Below are 16,574 nucleotides of genomic sequence, written 5' to 3' on the forward strand. Positions count from 1 at the left end.
GGCCGTGCGTCGACCTCAGCGGTGGGATTTGGAGAGGTCTACCTCGCGGATGGTGCGGTCGATGCCGGCGGCGGCGTAGGCGGCGGACTCGTCGAGGGTCTCGTTCTCGAGGAGGGCGGCGGCCAGGGAGTCCAGCTTGTCGCGGTGGGCGCGGAGGGTCTCCAACGCCTCGGCGTAGCACTCGTCGACGATCCGGCGGGCCTCCAGGTCGACGGCGTCGAGGGTGCCCTGGGCGGCGTACTGGCCCATCGGGTCCGCCCCGTCCGCGGGGAGGATCGACAGGGGGCCGATCTTCTGGGACATGCCCCAGCGGCCCACCATCCCGCGGGCGATCTTGGTGACCTGCTCCAGGTCGCTCTCCGAGCCGGTGGTGATCACGCCGAACACCAGCTCCTCGGCGGCCATGCCGCCGAGCGCGCCGATGATGCGGCCGCGCAGGTAGCGCTCGTCGTAGGCGTAGCGGTCGTCGTCGGGGGTGGAGACGGTGACGCCGAGCGCGCGGCCGTGCGGCACGATCGTGATCTTGCGGACGGGATCGGCGCCCGGCTGCAGCATGCCGAGCAGGCCGTGCCCGGACTCGTGGTAGGACGTGCGGCGGCGCTCCTCGAACGGCATGACCAGCGAGCGCCGGGTGCCGAGCTGCACCTTCTCCAGGGCGCTCTGGAAGTCGTCCATGTCCACGGCGTCCTTCTCGCGCTTGACGGCGAGCAGGGCGGCCTCGTTGACCAGGTTGGCCAGCTCGGCGCCGGTCATCCCGGGGGTCATCCTGGCGATCGAGAGGATGTCGGCGTCGGCGGCGAGCGGGACCTCGCGGGTGTGCACGCCGAGGATCGCGACGCGGCCCTCCAGGTCGGGCGGGGACACCGCGACCTGCCGGTCGAACCGGCCGGGGCGCATGAGGGCCGGGTCCAGGATGTCGGGACGGTTCGTCGCGGCGATCACGACGACGCCCTCGGAACCGGAGAAGCCGTCCATCTCGGTGAGGATCTGGTTGAGGGTCTGCTCGCGCTCGTCGTGGCCGCCCATGCTGGCGCCGCCGCCGCGCGCCCGTCCGATGGTGTCGATCTCGTCGATGAAGATGATCGAGGGGGCGGTCTTGCGGGCCTCGGTGAACAGCTCGCGGACGCGGGCGGCGCCGACGCCGACGACCATCTCGATGAACTCCGACGCGGCCGCGGAGTAGAAGGGGACGTCGGCCTCGCCGGCGACGGCGCGGGCGAGCAGGGTCTTGCCGGTGCCGGGCGCGCCGGTCAGCAGCACGCCGCGGGGGGCGCGGGCGCCCATCCGGCGGTACTTGCCGGGGTCCTTGAGGAAGTCGACGATCTCGCTGAGCTCCGCCTCGACCTCGTCGATGCCGGCGACGTCGGCGAACGTGGCGCGCTTGGCGTCCGCGGCCACGGGCTTGGGGGAGCGGTTGAAGCCGCCCATGAGGCCGCCCCCGCCGCCGGTCATGCGGCGCTGCAGCCACACCATCACGCCGATCCACAGGCCGACGAACAGCAGGGTCGGCAGCAGCGACAGCAGCAGGTTGGCGAGCAGGCCGCGGTCCTCGTTGACCGGCTTGGCCTCGACCTCGACCCCCTTGGCCACCATCTCCGTGTAGATCTTGTCGTCGGCGAACGCGGGGCGCAGCGTCTGGAACGAGGAGTAGGTCTTCTCCGCGTGCCCAGGGACCGGCCGCTTGCTCTTCAGCTGGCCCTGGATCTGGTAGCCCTTGGTGTAGACGTCCTTCACGTTCCCGGCGGCGACCTGCTGGGTGAACGCCGTGTAGGGGACCGTCACCCGCTCCTTCTGGCCGGTGAGGTGCATCGAGACGTAGCTCAGCCCGAAGACGGCGAGCAGCAGCGCCCAGAAGACCGCGTTGTTGCGGTTCGGCTTCCACCCGCCCCCGCGCAGGCCGCGGGCCCGCCCTTCCCTCCGGTCGGGGACGCCTTCGGCGCGCCAGGGCTGGTCGGGGTCGCTGCGGGGCGGCACCGACTGGCGTCTGCCGGGCTCGGCCGTGCCGGAGCGCTGCGCGCCGGCGTTCGGCGGCGTCCCGTTCGGTCGCGGTGTCCCGTTGGGCTGTGGCGCGGGTCGCTCGTCCGGCACGTGTCGCATCTCCCCGTACAACGCGCCCCGGGGGCCGGGGCGATCAGGTGTTCCCGAGCCCTGGAGGGCTCCGGGGAGGTAAACGGAAGTCGGCTCGCATCCGTTCCCCGCGGGTCACTGCTGAGCGGCCGGTGTGACGAAGCCGTACTTGGTGAACAGCCGCTGCGCGTCCGGGGTGACCAGCCACGCCACGAACGCCCTCGCGGCGTCCTCGTGGCCGCCGTCGCGGACGACCGCGGCGGGGAAGGACGCGGTGACGTTCTGGGCCGCCGGGATGGGCACGCTGCTCGCCGCGATCCCGGCCGAGTTCAGGTCGGTGACGAAGACCACGCCCGCGTCGGCCTCGCCGGCGCGGACCCGGTCCAGGACGGCCCGCGCGCTGATCTCCTCGCTGCTCCACCGGACGGTCACGCCCGCCTTGGCGAGGACCTGCCGGGTGTAGCGGCCGACGGGGACCGTCCCGGCGCCGACGACCACCCGCAGACCCGGCCGCGCCAGGTCCCGCAGGTCCCGGATCCGGTGGGGGTTGCCGGGCCCGACCGCGATCGTGAGCCCGTCGCGGGCGATGACGCGGCGGCGCCCGGCCAGGTACTCGTCGGCCTCGTCCATGCTCGCCCCGTCGGCCGTCACCAGGACGTCGGCGGGCTCGTGCTCGGCGAGGCGGTCGGCGATCTCCGGCATCCCGCCGAACGCGAACCGCAGCCTGACGTCCGGGTTCTGCTGCTGGTAGGCCACGCCGACCTCGCCGAGCACCTCCGTCATCGAGTTGGTCGCGAGGACGGTGAGGGTCGCCGGTCCGGAGGGGCCGCCGCAGCCCGCGCCGAGGGCGGGCAGGACGAGCACCGCGAGCAGCACGGACGCGCGAAGGCGCCGCCGATGGGGGGAATCGGGCATTTGTCTCATCCTAGGGTCGGGGGGTTCGGAGTCCCTGGATTCGGCCTGGCGTGTCAGAGGCCGGCACTAGTGTTCCGGGCAACTGGAGATCACGTTTCTCGGAGGCCCGACGATGTCCCTCGACCTGATGGAACTGCTGCCCGGCGACTGGCGCGAGCGGCTCGATCCGCTGCTCGACCCGATCGGCACCGCCGCGCTGGGCGCGTTCGTCGCGGGAGAGTACGCCGGGCAGACCGTCTACCCGCCGCGCGAGGACCTGTTCAACGCGTTCCGGCACTGCCCGTTCGACGGCGCCCGCGTCCTGATCCTCGGGCAGGACCCCTACCACGGCCCCGGCCAGGCGCACGGGCTGAGCTTCAGCGTGCGCGAGGGCGTGCGGCTTCCCCCGTCCCTGCGCAACATCTACAAGGAGCTGGCGGCCGACCTCGACGTCCCCGCGCCGGTGTCCGGCGACCTGACCCGCTGGGCCGACCAGGGGGTCCTGCTGCTGAACGCGGTGCTGACCGTCCGGGCTGGGGAGGCGGGCTCGCACGCGGGCAAGGGCTGGGAGGACTTCACCGACGCCGCGATCCGCGCGCTGAACGACAAGACCGAGCGCGTCGTGTTCGTCCTCTGGGGCGCCTACGCCCGCAAGAAGGCGCGCCTGATCACCGGTCCCCAGCACACTGTGATCGAGTCGGCGCACCCGAGCCCGCTCAGCGCGAAGAAGTTCTTCGGGACGCGCCCGTTCAGCGCCGTCAACAAGGCCCTCGTCGACGCCGGCCGCACCGAGATCGACTGGGCCTGAGGCCCGTCTCGAAGCGGCCTCGGCCATGCCGCGCGAACGCGATGCCGCGTTCGCCCAGGTCCGGTCACGTAGCGAGCCGCCAGGCGAGCGAAGTGGGCCGGGACTCTGAAACACAGCCGGTCGTCTCACCCTGGCGGGGGAGCGGGGCGCGCGTTCTCCCTCCGCGGCGGGAGGCACGGGGCGGGCGGCCCGGTGGATCGTCGGTCCATGACCGTTCCAGTTCACCGGCCCGCCGGCATGACGCACGCCGCGCACGGCGGCCCCGGGCGGGCCCGCCTGGCCGTCTGCGCGGCGACGGCAGCCGCGTGCGTCCCCTACCTCACCATCAAGATCGCGTGGCTGTCGGGCAGCACGACCGGCTGGAACGACCCCGCCGCGGCCGAGGACTCCGCGCTCTACGTGGGCAACGCGATCACCCTCGCCATGGACGCGGCCGCCGTGCTGGTGGCGGCGGCGTTCACCTTCCGCTGGGGCCGCCGGATTCCGGCGTGGCTGGTGCTGGCGCCGATCTGGATCGCGGTGGGCCTGCTCGCGCCGATCGTCCTCGCCGTCCCGCTCGGGACGTTCCTGCAGACGTTCTTCTCATCCGAGCCGCTCATGGGCGATGAGAACGCGCTCCAGGGCTGGGTGTACGGCGTCGTCTACACGGGCTTCACCGTGCAGGGCGTCGGGTTGCTGACGGCGTTCGTCCTGTACGCGCGCGACCGGTGGCCGCGGACGTTCGAGATCCGCACCAGGAACCTGCCTACGGGGCCGACGCACTCGCTGCAGGTGCTTCTGGCCCGCGTGGCCGTCGCTCCGGCCGCTGTCTTCGCGGCCATGGAGCTCTACTGGGCGTTCGGAGGGACGGCGGGGCTCCACGGGCGCGAGGCCGCCGACCGGAACCTGGCCCAGCAACTGGCCGATGGTGCGGAGGGCCTGCTCGCGGCCGCCGCCGCCGTCGCGCTGCTGCTGATCGTCCGGCGTGCGGCCCGCCCGGGCCGGTTCGTCGTGCCGCTCGCCGCCGCCTGGGCCGGCTCCGGCACCATGTTCGCGGCCTCCCTCTACGGGCTGCTCGTGGTGCTCGGCCGGCCGGGCTTCCTGGCCACGGACTCCGCGTCCGCCACGGGCCTGGTCGCCCTCGCCGGCGTGCTCGCCGGGCTCGTCACCGGCCTGACCGGCGCCTTCCTGCTGGCCGAGAACCAGGGCGCCCTGACCGCGAGTCAGAGCGCCAGGCCGACCGCCAGCAGCACTCCGTAGGCGATCTGGAGCCGGCCGGTCTCGCCGAGCACCGGGATCAGGGCGGGGCCGGTCGCGCCGTTCAGCACCTTCTGCGTCGGCGGCAGCGACAGCGGCGCCGCGAGCAGGGCGAGCAGCGCCCACGGGTGCGGCGCCGCCAAGGCCAGGACGAACATGAACGGCAGCGCGGTGCACGCCGCGTACAGGATCCGGGTCCAGCGGTCGCCCAGAACGACGGCGAGGGTCCGCTTGCCCGACTCCCGGTCGGTGGGGATGTCGCGCAGGTTGTTGGCGACGAGCATCCCGCACGCCAGCAGCCCGATCGGGACCGCCGCCGCCCACGCCTCCCACGGCAGCTCCTCGATCTGGACGTAGGTCGTGCCGACGACGGCGACGAGGCCGAAGAAGACGAAGACCGAGACCTCGCCCAGGGCGCGGTACCCGTACGGCGTCTTGCCGCCCGTGTAGAACCAGGCGGCGAGGATCGCGAACGCGCCGACGAGCAGCAGCCACCACGTCGTCACGGCGGCCAGGACGAGCCCGGCGACGGCGGCGACGAGGAAGCAGCCGAGCGCGGCGGCCAGCACCTGCCTGGGCTTGGCGACCTTCGAGCCGACGAGCCGCAGCGGCCCGACGCGGTCCTCGTCGGTGCCGCGGATGCCGTCGCTGTAGTCGTTGGAGTAGTTCACCCCGATCTGCAGCACGAGGGCGACGACGGCGGCGAGGACGCCGCGCCACCAGACGGGGTCGCCCTCGCCGACGGCGACGCCGGTGCCGACGACGACCGGGACGAGGGACGCGGGCAGGGTGCGGGGCCGGGATCCGGCGACCCATTGGGAGAGCGTGGCCACAGTCACCGCTTGTTCTCGTGGGACGACAGGGGGGTCTAGCGTTTCGATTCTTCCCGATGAAGATCAGTGCTCGGGCGCAGCCGCAGCGCGGGCCCGAGCCCGAGGGCGAGGATCGCCGCCGTGGTCAGGGCCGCGTTCCTGGTCGCGACGGCGAGGCTGGCGTCCGCGGCGTGCGCCTCGGCCGCCAGCCCGGGCGTGTCGTGAAGATCACGTCCGGAGGTCCCGGCGCTGTGGCGCAGGTCGTGCGCGAGGGCCGCTCGCCGCTCCGGGCTCAGCGACGAGCCCGCCAGCCGGTCGGCCATCGTGTGCCCGAGGCTCGTCGCGAACACCGTCCCGATCGCGGCGATGCCGAGCGCCGCGCCGACCTGCCGGGCCGTCGACTGGGTCCCGGACGCCTGGCCCGACTGCGCCGGCGGGACGTCCGCGAGCGAGACGTTCGCCAGCTGCGCCGACGTCAGCCCGAGGCCCAGCCCGTACAGCAGCATCCACGGCGCGAGCCCGAGCCCGCCGGTCGTCGCGGAGACCGTGAGGGCCAGCCCGAGGACCGCGGCGACCTCCAGGACCATCCCGATCTGCACGACCCGGTGGGCGCCGCGCCGGTCGGCGAGCCTGCCCGCGCCCCCGCCGGACACGAACGCGCCCACGGCCAGTGGCAGGATCGCCAGGCTGATCTGCAGCGGGTTCGTGCCGTGCACGCCCAGCAGGAACAGCGGCAGGACGAACAGCAGCCCGAGCTCGCCGACGTTGATCAGCGCCGAGGTCAGGTTGCCGCGCCGGAAGTTGGGGATGCGGAACAGCGCCAGGTCGAGCATCACCGGCCGCCCCGCCGCCGCCCGGGACCGCTCGACCACGACCAGCGCCGCGAGCAGCACCGCGCCGAACGCCAGGACCACGGGGACGGGGGAGAGGGCGGTCTCCGGCCAGCGGAGCGGGCCGGCCGTGAACGGGCGCGTCGCGGTCCACCAGCCGTACGTCTGCCCCTCGATGATCCCCCAGACCAGCGCGCCGAGGCCGAGGGCGGCCAGCGCGCAGCCCGCCCAGTCGATCTCGCGCCGCGCGCCGCCCGGGGCGGGCGAGCGCGTCTCGGGCATGAACCGCAGCGCCCCCGCGATCAGGACGGCGCCGAGCGGCAGGTTGACCCCGAACGCCCACCGCCAGCCGCCGCCGGTGGCCAGGGCGCCGCCCGCGAGGGGCCCGAGCGCCGCCATGCCGCTGATCATGGCGCCCCAGACGCCGAACGCGACGGCCCGGTCCCGCCCGGTGAACACCGCGTTCACCGTGGACAGCGTCGCCGGCATGAGCATGGAGGCGCCGACGCCCTGCAGGGCCCGCGCGCCGATCAGGGCCGCGCCGACGGGGGCCAGCGCGGCGGCGACGCTCGCCGCCGCGAACACCGCCACACCGAGCACGAACATCCGGCGCCGCCCGGCCAGGTCGCCCGCCCGCCCGAACGGGATGAGCAGCGCGGCGAACACCAGCGAGTACACCGAGGTCGCCCATTCCGCGCCCGAGGTCGACAGCCCCAGGTCGGAGACGATCCGGGGCATCAGGACGCCCACGATCGTGGCGTCGACCACGACCAGCGAGACGCCGAGGCTCATCACGACCAGGCCGAGCCGGCGATGCCGGCCGGAGGGCGCCGGTGCGGAGGCACGGGGCGGCGTCAGGGAAGCGGACTCGGGCACGACCTCCAAGATATGGCCGGATCGCCCGTGCGCCTCACCGACCCCTGGCTAGGAGCCCGTTCCGCCGGGCGGAGCCCCGATGTCGGTGTCGCTGATGTCGGTGTCGCTGATGTCGGTGTGCAGCCGGATCTGCCGGACGGGCTCGCCCATGTCGAGCGTCCGGGCCGTCCCGTCGGGCGCCCACCCGGCCGAGCCGAGGAACGTCCGCGTCACCTCGTCGCCTTCGAACACCCAGGAGACCAGAGTGGTGAAGCCGTCATCGCGGAGCAGGTCCGCGGTGGCGGCGAGCAGCCGGCTGCCGTGCCCGGCCCGCGTGTGCAGGGGGTCGACCAGCAGCGTGATCAGCTCGGCGGCGGCGGCCGGGTCGAGGTCGGCGTCCTCGGCCGGGGCGTGCGCGGCGAAGCCCACGACGATGTCGGACGCCACCGCGACCAGCAGCCGGTGCCGCGGGCTCGGCGGCGCCGTCGCCGCCTCCGCCCACCTGTCGCGCCACTGCTCCACCGCGGCGTCGCTGGTCACCTGGCTCAGGACGTCCGCCGGCAGCAGCTCGCGGTACCCGTGCCGCCATGCCCGCACCTGGATGCCGGCGACGGCGGCCGCGTCCGCGCGCCGCGCGGGCCGCACCCCCACATCGGCCATGCCGTGCTCACGTCCTCTCGCCGGGATCTCGGCCCACCCTAGCGAGCGGCGGCTACGCGGGAGCGCGCCGCCGTGCCCGGTAGGCGCGGGTCTTGGCGCGGTTGCCGCAGACCTTCATCGAGCACCAGGAGCGGGAGCGGTTCTTGGAGGTGTCCAGGAACGCCCAGCGGCAGGTGTCGATCTGGCAGGTCTTCAGGCGCGGCCAGGTGCCGGCGGCGACCGAGTCCATGACGGCGGCGGCGATCCGGGCCAGGCCGCCCGCGGCGGCGCCGGGCGGGTCGAGCGGGACGAGCGCGGGGCGCGGCCCGGCCAGGCTGACGCGCAGCGGCAGGGCGGCCAGCACGTCCTCCAGGTCGTCGGGGATGTCGGCCTCGTCCGGGCGGTGGTGGGCCTCCATGGCCTCGCGGAGCCCCTCGCGCAACGCGACGGCGGTGCGGACGTCGGCGTCGGAGGCTCCGGCGCCCTCGGGCATGAGCCCGCGCCCAGCGAGCCATCCGGCGAGCCCGCGGGGCGTCGTGATCTCGTCGGTCGCGGACTCGACGTCGAGGGTGTTGACGAAGTCCGCCAGCAGCAGCGCCGGGTCCGCAGGCGGCGGCGCGGGGTTCCCGCCCGTCTCGGTGCCGCCCATCGCGCCCTCCTCGTCCATGGGAACTCTACCAAGCGCCGACACCGCCATAAAGCGTTCGATGGTTGCGCGAACCCCGACACCGGCATTACGTTTTAGATGGTGTCATCGAACGGGAGGACGACCATGAACGAGCTGCCGTACTTCGCGGTGCTCGCGCAGCGCCATGCCTGGGCCGAACGCGAGTACGCCCGACTGCACGCCGACATCGTCGAGTCGAGGCTCATCGCCCGCGAGCGGGCGCAGGAGCGGGCCGCCCGGAAGCGGGCCTGGGTCCGCGACCGGATCGGCGGGCTGCACCTGCCGCGGCGCACGCCTCCCGCTCCCTACTGCGCCCGCGCCGCGGCGCGGTCCGTTCGCGCGGCGGGAGTCGTGCGATGAACCCCAAGGTGGGCAACCTCGTCATCGACTGCACCGACCTCGGCGCCATGGCGGCCTTCTGGGGCGGTCTCCTCGGGATGAAGACGACGGCGCGGAGCGACGACTGGCTCGACCTGGAACCCCTCGGGACGGGCGGGCCGGTCCTGTCGTTCCAGCTCGTCCCCGAGGGCAGGAAGGTCAAGAACCGGCTGCACCTGGACCTGGACGTCGCGGACATCCGCTCGGCCGGCGAGCGGGCGGCGAGCCTCGGCGCGACCCCGGCCGCCGGGCCCATGGGGAACCCGGGGCGCCCGTTCCAGGTCTGGCGTGACCCCGAGGGCAACGAGTTCTGCTTCTGCACCGCCTCATGACCGCGGAACGGCCCTAGGACCGCAGAACCGAGGCGAGGCGGCGCACGCCCTCGGCCAGCTCCGCCTCGGATGCCGCCGTCCCGTAGCTGAGCCGCAGGTGGGGGGCGGGCGCCTCGGCGGGGAAGAACGGCCGCCCCGCGTTGACCAGGACGCCGGCGCGCAGCGCGGCCTCGGCGAGCGCGGTGTCGTCGACGCCGTCCGGCAGCCGGGCCCAGAGGTGCAGCCCGCCCGCCGGGCGGCTCACCCGCAGCTCCGGCAGGTCGCGGGCGAGGGCGGTGAGGAGCGCGTCGCGGCGCGAGCGCAGGGCGGTCCGGACGGCTCGCAGGTGGCGCGGCCACCCGGGCGAGCTGACCAGTTCCAGCAGCGTCTCCTGCAGGGGCCTGGCGGGGAAGAACTCCTCGACGAGCTGCGTCGCGCGGATCCGCTCGGCGACCGGCCCCCGGGCGGCCACCGCGGCCACCCGCAGGCTGGGCGCGGTCGCCTTGGTGAGGGACGCGACGTGCACGACGCGGCCGTCGGCGTCCTGCTCGATCAGCGGCGGAGGGGGAGCGTCGATGCCGAGGTGCCGGGCGAAGTCGTCCTCCACCACGAACGCGCCCGCCGCGCGCGCCGCGTCCAGCACCCGCTCGCGCCGCTCGGCGGCCAGCACCGCGCCGGTCGGGTTGTGGAAGGCGGGCTGGGTGTAGAAGACCCGCGCCCCGCTCATCGCGAACGCCTCGGCCAGCAGGTCGGGACGGACGCCGTCCGCGTCCACCGGGACGGGGACCGGATGCAGCCCGCTCGCCCGCGCCACCGCCAGGACGCCCAGGTACGTCGGCGACTCGACCAGCACCGGGGCGCCCGGCGGGAGCAGCGCGCGCAGCACGGTCGTCAGCGACTGCTGGCCCCCGCTCGTGATCAGCACGTCGGCGGGGGAGACGGCGCCGCCGACCATGCGGGCGAACCAGGCGCGCAGCTCCGGCGATCCGCCGAGCCGCGGCATCTCCCAGGCGTCCGGGCGCCGGGCCGCCCGCGCGGCCGCCGTCGCGAGCGCCCGCACCGGCTGGAGCGTCGGGTGCAGGTAGCCGCCGCTGAGCGCGACCACGCCGTCCGGCGGCGGGGTGAGCAGCCACGACACCCCGGCCGGGTCGACGGACCGGTCGCCGAGCGTCACCGCCTGCCAGCCGAAGTCGGCCGGCTCCGCGGCGCTCCCGGCCCGCGGCGCGGCGAAGGCCCCGCTGCCCGGGCGCGTCACCACCAGCCCCTCGGCGGCCAGCAGCCCGAGCGCCCGCGACACCGTGACCGGGCTGACCCGGTGCCGCTCGACCAGCGCGCGGCTCGACGGGAGGCGCTCGCCGGGGCTCATCCGGCGGACCTCCGCGCGCAGCCGATCGGCCAGCGTCGCCACACTGCTATCGTCTTTCATGAAGCTTCAAGATAGCGCTACTGCGCCCGGGAGGGTAGCGGCGGGCACCTCCAGGGCGGGCCTCGGGCTCGCGGCACTTGGCGTCCTGACCTTCTCCCTCACCATTCCGACCACGGTCTTCGGCCTCGAAGGGCTCGACCCCTACGTGATCGGCATCGGCCGCTCCGCCGCCGCGAGCGTCCTCGCCGCCCTCGCACTGCTATCGGTCCGGGCGCGTCCGCCCCGCCGCGACCAGTGGGCGAGCTTCGCGGTCGTCGCGGCCGGAGTGATCTTCGGCTTCCCGCTGTTCTCCACGCTCGCGCTCGACCACGGCGCCTCCTCCGCCCACTCGGCCGTCGTCGTCGGGCTGCTGCCCGCCGCCACCGCCGTGCTCGGAGTCCTGCGCGCGGGGGAGCGCCCCTCCCGCGCCTTCTGGTTCGCGAGCGCGGCCGGGGCGGCCTGCGTCACCGGCTTCGCCCTGGTCCGCGGGGCGGGCCGCGTCACGCCCGCCGACCTGCTGCTGTTCACCGCCCTCCTCACCTGCGCCGCCGGCTACGCCGAGGGCGCGCGCCTGGCCCGCGACATGCCGGGCTGGCGCGTCATCTCCTGGGCGCTCGTCCTGGCGGCCCCCGTCACCGTCCCGGTCACCGGGGTGCTGCTCGCCACGACCCGCCCCGCCTGGACGGCCCACGCCGTCATCGGCTTCGGCTACGTGTCCGTCTTCTCCGCCTACCTCGGCTTCTTCGCCTGGTACGAGGGCCTGGCGCGGGCCGGGATCGCGCGCGCCAGCCAGATCCAGCTGACCCAGCCCATGCTCACCCTGTTCTGGTCGGCCGTCCTTCTCGGAGAGCGCGTCGACGCCACGACCGCGCTGGCGGCCGTGGCCGTGCTGGTCTGCGTGGCCCTCACCCAGCGCGCCCGCGTCCGGCGCACCCTGCCCGACGTCGCGCACGCCCGCGCGGCCGAGGCCTCGCCGGGCGTGCGCGGCGCGGGTGGGGTCAGTCCTTGACGATCTGGGCGAGAAGCGTGATGACCGCGACGCCCACCCCGATCGGGATCGCCAGATCCGGGGCGGCGGCGGTGAGGGCGGCGGCGCCGATCGCCACAAGGACGATCACGAGGGCCCGCGTGCTGATCAGGGGGCGGGGCTCACCCTGCCTCGGTGGGACTCGCATGCCGGTTGACCTCCATCCGTGCTGGACGGTAAGGACCGAGCGGCTCCCCATCGAGACCAACGGGCCGACACCACGAGCCGCCTCGTGAATACAAGGTTCCCCCGTTGTCAACCGCCGCCGCGCGCGGCGCGCGATCACGCCCCAACCATGATCGTTTTATGGCCGGATCGTGGGACGCGGCTGGGTCGCCGCTGGGACGGCGGGCGCTCGGCGCCCGGCTTCTCCGACATGATTGCGTGATGCGCGTCATCGGGCGGATCGGTCGGATTCTGGGATGGGCGGCGGCCTGCGTGCTCGGCCTCGCCGCCCTGGTGCTCGCCGGGGCCTGGGTGTGGTGGCAGCCCGAGCCGGAGGCGCGCGGCACCGAGGCCAACGCGCTCTGGGCGCGGCACCAGTGGGTGGGGGAGTCTCACAGCGATGCCGAGTACCGGGCCCTCGGGCAGCTGCTGAAAGAGAATCGCATCACCGACGTCTTCTTCCACGCGGGACCGTTCGAGGCGGACGGCACCGTGCCCGAGGCCAAGTACCGCTACGCGCGGCAGCTCCTCGCCGCCATGCGCCGGTACGCGCCGGGCGTCCGCGCGCAGGCGTACCTGGGGCAGATCCGGATGGTGAACGGCAAGGGCGTCATCGACCTGGACGACCCCGCCGTGCGGACCCGGGTGCTCGGGACGGACGCGGCCCTCCTCGACCTGGGGTTCGACGGCATCCACTACGACTTCGAGCCCATCTACCCCGACGACCGCGCGTTCCTCACGCTCATGGACGCCACCCGCGAGCTGACGCGGTCGAAGGGGAGGCTGCTGTCGGTGGCGCTGGAGCAGCAGACCCTCATGGACGCGGCCCAGCCGGTCTACAAGGCGCTGATCCCGCGCACGGGGAAGATCCACTACCCGCCGCGCCCCACGCGGGACTTCCTGCGCGCCGTCGCCGACCGCGCCGACCAGGTCGCGATCATGACCTACGACGTGTCGCTGCCCACGCGCTCCCTCGCCGGGTGGCACTTCGCCCGGCACACCCGCACGACGCTGGAGCTCATCGGCGACCGCACGACGGTCTTCATGGGCGTCCCCACCTACCGGCCCCTCATGGAGTGGGCCGAGGACCTCACGGTCGCCCTGCGCGGCGTCCGGCGCGGAGTCGACGATCTGGAGCGTCCGCCCAGGCGCCCGTACGGCGTCGGCGTGTACGCGGACTGGACGACCAGCCCGGCCGAATGGTCACGTTACCGCGCCACCTGGCTACCCCGAGCGACAGGAAGTTTTGGCGGCTGAGAAACCCCCGCCGCGACGTTCCGAAACTCGCGTATCCCCAGGTAAAAAGGGGTGGATACCCGCACAATCCTGGGGGTAGTGGAGGGTGCGGAAGGTCAAGCCTCGACAGGCGGATGGCAAAGGGAAGTGGGGACGGGCCGATGGGCACTCAGCAGTCCGCGCGGCACGACGCCGACCGTATCGGCGCACTGGCGGCCGAGTTCGCCGGGTGGCGGATCGGCCGCGGCGGGTCCGGGCAATGGTGGGCCGTCCGGGGGAACGATCTCGTGCGCACGCACGACGTCGAGGAGCTCCGCGTCCGCCTGCATGAGATGACCGCTGGGTCACGTTATCCAACCGAGTCCGGGACGTGGCCGGACTGACCCCGTAACGCGGCATTTGCGTGCCACGATGTCGGTTGTGGGAGCCGCCGCCACGCGTACCCCCGAGCGTGTGGCGGCGGCTTCCTCCTGTTTTATCCCGTTCCGCTTCGACCTGCGGGTCCAAGTGGAACGGCCGGAACGGTACCGTTCGTTGCATGGCACCCAGCACATCCACTGACGCTCCGTTCGGACGGATGCTGACCGCCATGGTCACCCCGTTCCTGCCGGACGGCGGCGTCGACTACGACGGCGCCGCGCGCCTCGCGACCCACCTGGTCGACGAGCGGCGCCATGACGGTCTCGTCGTCAACGGGACGACAGGCGAGTCGCCCACGACGAGCGACGAAGAGAAGAGCACGCTTCTGCGCGCGGTCATCGAGGCGGTCGGCGACCGCGCCGTGATCGTCGCCGGTGCCGGGACCAACCACACCGAGCACAGCCTGAAACTCGCCCGGCAGGCCGAGGCCGCGGGCGCGCACGGCCTGCTCGTGGTCACGCCGTACTACAACAAGCCCCCGCAGGAGGGCCTCGTCCGCCACTTCACCGCGGTGGCCGACGCGACGGCGCTGCCCACCATGCTGTACGACATCCCGGGGCGCGCCGGGGTGCCGATCCAGAACGACACGCTCGTGCAGCTCGCCGAGCACCCGCGGATCGTCGCCGTCAAGGACGCCAAGGGCGACCTGTTCGGCGCGTCCAGGGTGATGGCCGAGACCGACCTCGTCTGGTACTCCGGTGACGACAACCTCAACCTGCCGTGGCTGTCGGTGGGGGCGGCGGGGTTCGTCAGCGTGATCGGCCATGTCGTGGGCACCGAGCTCCATGAGATGATCGACGCATACCGCGCCGGCGAGCACGGGCGGGCGCTGGAGATCCACCGGCGCCTGCTGCCCGTGGTCGCCGCCATCATGACCCGTACGCAGGGCGCCATCGCCGTCAAGGCAGCGCTGAACCTGCTCGGCCTCCCCGGAGGCGGCCCGCTCCGCGCGCCGCTGGTGGAGGCCCCGCCGGAGTTCGCGGCGCGCCTGCGCGAAGACCTCACGATAGGGGGAGTCAAAGTGCCTGAGGTCGTCATCCCGGAGGTCGCCCGGTGAGCCATCCTCACCCGGAGCTCTCGGAACCGCCCGCCCCGCCCAAGGACGGTCTGCGGATCGTCGCGCTCGGCGGGCTGGGGGAGATCGGCCGCAACATGACGGTGTTCGAGTACGGCGGACGCCTGCTCATCGTCGACTGCGGCGTGCTCTTCCCCGAGACCGAGCAGCCCGGCGTCGACCTGATACTGCCCGACTTCGAGTACATCAGGGACCGGCTGGACGACATCGAGGCCGTCATCGTCACGCACGGCCACGAGGACCACATCGGCGCCGTCCCGTACCTGCTGCGCGAGCGCCGCGACATCCCGCTGGTCGGCTCGCGGCTGTCGCTGGCGCTGCTGGAGGCCAAGCTCACCGAGCACCGCATCAAACCGGTGACCCACGTGGTCGCGGAGGGCGAGCGCCGCTCGTTCGGGCCGTTCGACTGCGAGTTCCTCGCCGTCAACCACTCCATCCCGGACGCGCTCGCCGTCGCCGTCCGCACGGCCGCCGGGCTCGTCCTGCACACCGGCGACTTCAAGATGGACCAGCTCCCGCTGGACGGCCGGCTCACCGACCTGCCCGGGTTCGCCCGGCTCGGCGCCGAGGGCATCGACCTGCTGATGTCGGACTCGACGAACGCCGAGGTGCCCGGCTTCGTCACCAGCGAGCGCAACATCGGCCCGGTCGTCGACGAGGTGTTCCGCACCGCGCAGGGGCGGCTCATCGTCGCCTGCTTCGCCTCGCACATCCACCGCGTCCAGCAGGTCCTGGACGCCGCCGTCGCCAACGGCCGCAAGGTCTGCTTCGTCGGGCGGTCCATGGTCCGCAACATGGGCGTCGCGCGCGAACTCGGGTACCTGAACGTCCCCGACGACATCATGGTCGAGCAGAAGGTGATCGACGACATCCCCGGCGACCGGCTCGTGCTGGTGTGCACCGGGTCGCAGGGCGAGCCGATGTCGGCGCTGTCGCGGATGGCCAACCGCGACCACTCGATCCGCATCACCGAGCGCGACACCGTGATGCTCGCGTCGTCGCTGATCCCGGGCAACGAGAACGCGGTCAACCGCGTCATCAACGGCCTCACCCGGTGGGGCGCCCGCATCGTCCACAAGGGCAACGCGCTCGTGCACGTGTCCGGGCACGCCTCGGCCGGCGAGCTGCTGTACGTGCTCAACGTGACCAAGCCGGCGAACTTCATGCCCATCCACGGCGAGTGGCGGCACCTGCGGGCGCACGCCAAGCTCGCCGCGCTCACCGGCGTGCCGGAGGACGGCATCGTCATCGCCGAGGACGGCGTCGTCGTCGACCTCGTGGACGGCCAGGCCAAGATCGTCGGCGCGGTGCCCGCCGGGTACGTGTACGTGGACGGCCTGTCGGTCGGCGAGGTCACCGAGACCTCCCTGAAGGACCGGCGCATCCTCGGCGAGGAGGGGTTCGTCTCCATCGTCATCGGCCTCGACTCCACCTCCGGCAAGCTCGTCGCCGGTCCCGAGGTGCACGCCCGCGGCGCCGGCATCGTCAACGAGGACTTCAACGAGGTCATCGCGCGGATCGAGGACGTGCTGCGGAACGCCGCCGGCGACGGCGTGAACGACGTGCACCAGATCAGCCAGCTGATCCGGCGCACCGTCGGCAAGTGGGTCAGCGAGAACTACCGCCGCCGCCCGATGATCATTCCGGTGGTCGTGGAGGTCTAGCGGCGGCTCGGACGGACGGGGGGCCCGCGGCCCTCCGTCCGTCCGACACGCCCGCCCGCCATCCCCGGAACCGCGAGGGTCCTTG

At 73.6% G+C, this 16,574-nt stretch carries 17 protein-coding genes; 9 read left to right on the forward strand and 8 right to left on the reverse strand.

Annotated elements, in window-relative coordinates; genetic code table 11:
• Positions 1-15 precede the first annotated feature (15 nt).
• Positions 16-2,088, reverse strand: coding sequence for an ATP-dependent zinc metalloprotease FtsH (ftsH, locus tag ABD944_RS08900; protein ID WP_345174225.1), 2,073 nt, complete (start codon positions 2,086-2,088; stop codon positions 16-18).
• 114 nt (positions 2,089-2,202) lie between these two features.
• Complete coding sequence (modA, locus tag ABD944_RS08905; RefSeq protein WP_345174229.1) at positions 2,203-2,982, reverse strand: molybdate ABC transporter substrate-binding protein; 780 nt, start codon at positions 2,980-2,982, stop codon at positions 2,203-2,205.
• A 112-nt stretch (positions 2,983-3,094) separates the two neighbouring features.
• On the opposite strand from modA, the gene ABD944_RS08910 reads away from it, so the two are divergent.
• Together ABD944_RS08910 and ABD944_RS08915 are read left to right on the forward strand one after the other, a co-directional pair.
• Positions 3,095-3,769, forward strand: a complete 675-nt coding sequence (locus ABD944_RS08910; protein WP_345174230.1) for a uracil-DNA glycosylase — start codon at positions 3,095-3,097, stop codon at positions 3,767-3,769.
• Between the two features lie 207 nt (positions 3,770-3,976).
• Positions 3,977-5,008, forward strand: a complete 1,032-nt coding sequence (locus ABD944_RS08915; protein ID WP_345174232.1) for a hypothetical protein — start codon at positions 3,977-3,979, stop codon at positions 5,006-5,008.
• Here the strand turns inward: ABD944_RS08915 and ABD944_RS08920 are convergent.
• Genes ABD944_RS08920 through ABD944_RS08935 form a run of 4 tightly spaced genes read right to left on the reverse strand, consistent with a single transcriptional unit; the run spans position 4,972 to position 8,808 of the window.
• Complete coding sequence (locus ABD944_RS08920; protein ID WP_345174744.1) at positions 4,972-5,838, reverse strand: 1,4-dihydroxy-2-naphthoate polyprenyltransferase; 867 nt, start codon at positions 5,836-5,838, stop codon at positions 4,972-4,974. The two genes, ABD944_RS08915 and ABD944_RS08920, sit on opposite strands and share 37 nt — an antisense overlap.
• Positions 5,839-5,873: 35 nt before the next feature.
• Positions 5,874-7,523, reverse strand: coding sequence for an MFS transporter (locus ABD944_RS08925; RefSeq protein ID WP_345174234.1), 1,650 nt, complete (start codon positions 7,521-7,523; stop codon positions 5,874-5,876).
• 48 nt (positions 7,524-7,571) lie between these two features.
• Positions 7,572-8,162: a GNAT family N-acetyltransferase gene (locus ABD944_RS08930; protein WP_345174237.1), complete on the reverse strand. Its 591-nt coding sequence runs from the start codon at positions 8,160-8,162 to the stop codon at positions 7,572-7,574.
• Positions 8,163-8,214: 52 nt separating this feature from the next.
• The gene (locus ABD944_RS08935) at positions 8,215-8,808 is read right to left on the reverse strand and encodes a CGNR zinc finger domain-containing protein (RefSeq protein ID WP_345174238.1); all 594 of its coding nucleotides are present in this window, start codon (positions 8,806-8,808) and stop codon (positions 8,215-8,217) included.
• Positions 8,809-8,913: 105 nt separating this feature from the next.
• Between ABD944_RS08935 and ABD944_RS08940 the strand changes: the two genes are divergently transcribed.
• Positions 8,914-9,168 (forward strand): hypothetical protein, encoded by a 255-nt coding sequence (locus tag ABD944_RS08940; protein ID WP_345174240.1) that lies wholly within the window; start codon positions 8,914-8,916, stop codon positions 9,166-9,168.
• Positions 9,165-9,518 (forward strand): VOC family protein, encoded by a 354-nt coding sequence (locus ABD944_RS08945; RefSeq protein WP_345174242.1) that lies wholly within the window; start codon positions 9,165-9,167, stop codon positions 9,516-9,518. Before ABD944_RS08940 ends, ABD944_RS08945 begins: the two co-directional genes overlap by 4 nt.
• A gap of 13 nt (positions 9,519-9,531) precedes the next feature.
• Here the strand turns inward: ABD944_RS08945 and ABD944_RS08950 are convergent, their stop codons facing one another.
• Positions 9,532-10,923 (reverse strand): aminotransferase-like domain-containing protein, encoded by a 1,392-nt coding sequence (locus ABD944_RS08950; protein WP_345174244.1) that lies wholly within the window; start codon positions 10,921-10,923, stop codon positions 9,532-9,534.
• On the opposite strand from ABD944_RS08950, the gene ABD944_RS08955 reads away from it, so the two are divergent.
• Positions 10,922-11,911: a DMT family transporter gene (locus ABD944_RS08955; RefSeq protein ID WP_345174247.1), complete on the forward strand. Its 990-nt coding sequence runs from the start codon at positions 10,922-10,924 to the stop codon at positions 11,909-11,911. The genes ABD944_RS08950 and ABD944_RS08955 overlap by 2 nt on opposite strands.
• Here ABD944_RS08955 and ABD944_RS08960 read toward each other — a convergent pair.
• Positions 11,901-12,077 carry a hypothetical protein gene (locus ABD944_RS08960; protein ID WP_345174248.1) on the reverse strand — a complete coding sequence of 59 codons (177 nt, stop codon included), beginning with the start codon at positions 12,075-12,077 and terminating at the stop codon, positions 11,901-11,903. The two genes, ABD944_RS08955 and ABD944_RS08960, sit on opposite strands and share 11 nt — an antisense overlap.
• Before the next feature lie 239 nt (positions 12,078-12,316).
• Here ABD944_RS08960 and ABD944_RS08965 point away from each other — a divergent pair, with 239 nt between their 5' ends.
• From ABD944_RS08965 to ABD944_RS08980, 4 genes are all read left to right on the forward strand, one after another.
• Positions 12,317-13,351 (forward strand): glycoside hydrolase family 18 protein, encoded by a 1,035-nt coding sequence (locus ABD944_RS08965; RefSeq protein ID WP_345174250.1) that lies wholly within the window; start codon positions 12,317-12,319, stop codon positions 13,349-13,351.
• A 140-nt stretch (positions 13,352-13,491) separates the two neighbouring features.
• A complete protein-coding gene (locus ABD944_RS08970) occupies positions 13,492-13,713 on the forward strand; it encodes a hypothetical protein (protein WP_345174252.1) in 222 nt (73 codons plus the stop codon).
• A 155-nt stretch (positions 13,714-13,868) separates the two neighbouring features.
• Positions 13,869-14,807 (forward strand): 4-hydroxy-tetrahydrodipicolinate synthase, encoded by a 939-nt coding sequence (gene dapA / locus ABD944_RS08975; protein ID WP_345174255.1) that lies wholly within the window; start codon positions 13,869-13,871, stop codon positions 14,805-14,807.
• On the forward strand, positions 14,804-16,489 hold the full coding sequence (locus ABD944_RS08980) for a ribonuclease J (protein ID WP_345174257.1): 1,686 nt from the start codon (positions 14,804-14,806) through the stop codon (positions 16,487-16,489). Before dapA ends, ABD944_RS08980 begins: the two co-directional genes overlap by 4 nt.
• Positions 16,490-16,574 lie beyond the last annotated feature (85 nt).

Origin of the sequence: Actinomadura verrucosospora, from assembly GCF_039540335.1 — a bacterium.
In the GTDB taxonomy this organism is placed as follows: domain Bacteria; phylum Actinomycetota; class Actinomycetes; order Streptosporangiales; family Streptosporangiaceae; genus Spirillospora; species Spirillospora verrucosospora.

Coding starts and splice junctions, on each gene's coding strand:
- ABD944_RS08965 (WP_345174250.1), top strand. CDS start 12,317: ATGCGCGTCATCGGGCGGATCGGTCGGATTCTGGGATGGGCGGCGGCC.
- ABD944_RS08950 (WP_345174244.1), bottom strand. CDS start 10,923: ATGAAAGACGATAGCAGTGTGGCGACGCTGGCCGATCGGCTGCGCGCG.
- ABD944_RS08960 (WP_345174248.1), bottom strand. CDS start 12,077: ATGCGAGTCCCACCGAGGCAGGGTGAGCCCCGCCCCCTGATCAGCACG.
- ABD944_RS08970 (WP_345174252.1), top strand. CDS start 13,492: ATGGGCACTCAGCAGTCCGCGCGGCACGACGCCGACCGTATCGGCGCA.
- ABD944_RS08945 (WP_345174242.1), top strand. CDS start 9,165: ATGAACCCCAAGGTGGGCAACCTCGTCATCGACTGCACCGACCTCGGC.
- ABD944_RS08955 (WP_345174247.1), top strand. CDS start 10,922: ATGAAGCTTCAAGATAGCGCTACTGCGCCCGGGAGGGTAGCGGCGGGC.
- ABD944_RS08915 (WP_345174232.1), top strand. CDS start 3,977: ATGACCGTTCCAGTTCACCGGCCCGCCGGCATGACGCACGCCGCGCAC.
- dapA (WP_345174255.1), top strand. CDS start 13,869: ATGGCACCCAGCACATCCACTGACGCTCCGTTCGGACGGATGCTGACC.
- ABD944_RS08935 (WP_345174238.1), bottom strand. CDS start 8,808: ATGGACGAGGAGGGCGCGATGGGCGGCACCGAGACGGGCGGGAACCCC.
- ABD944_RS08910 (WP_345174230.1), top strand. CDS start 3,095: ATGTCCCTCGACCTGATGGAACTGCTGCCCGGCGACTGGCGCGAGCGG.
- ABD944_RS08940 (WP_345174240.1), top strand. CDS start 8,914: ATGAACGAGCTGCCGTACTTCGCGGTGCTCGCGCAGCGCCATGCCTGG.
- ABD944_RS08930 (WP_345174237.1), bottom strand. CDS start 8,162: ATGGCCGATGTGGGGGTGCGGCCCGCGCGGCGCGCGGACGCGGCCGCC.
- modA (WP_345174229.1), bottom strand. CDS start 2,982: ATGCCCGATTCCCCCCATCGGCGGCGCCTTCGCGCGTCCGTGCTGCTC.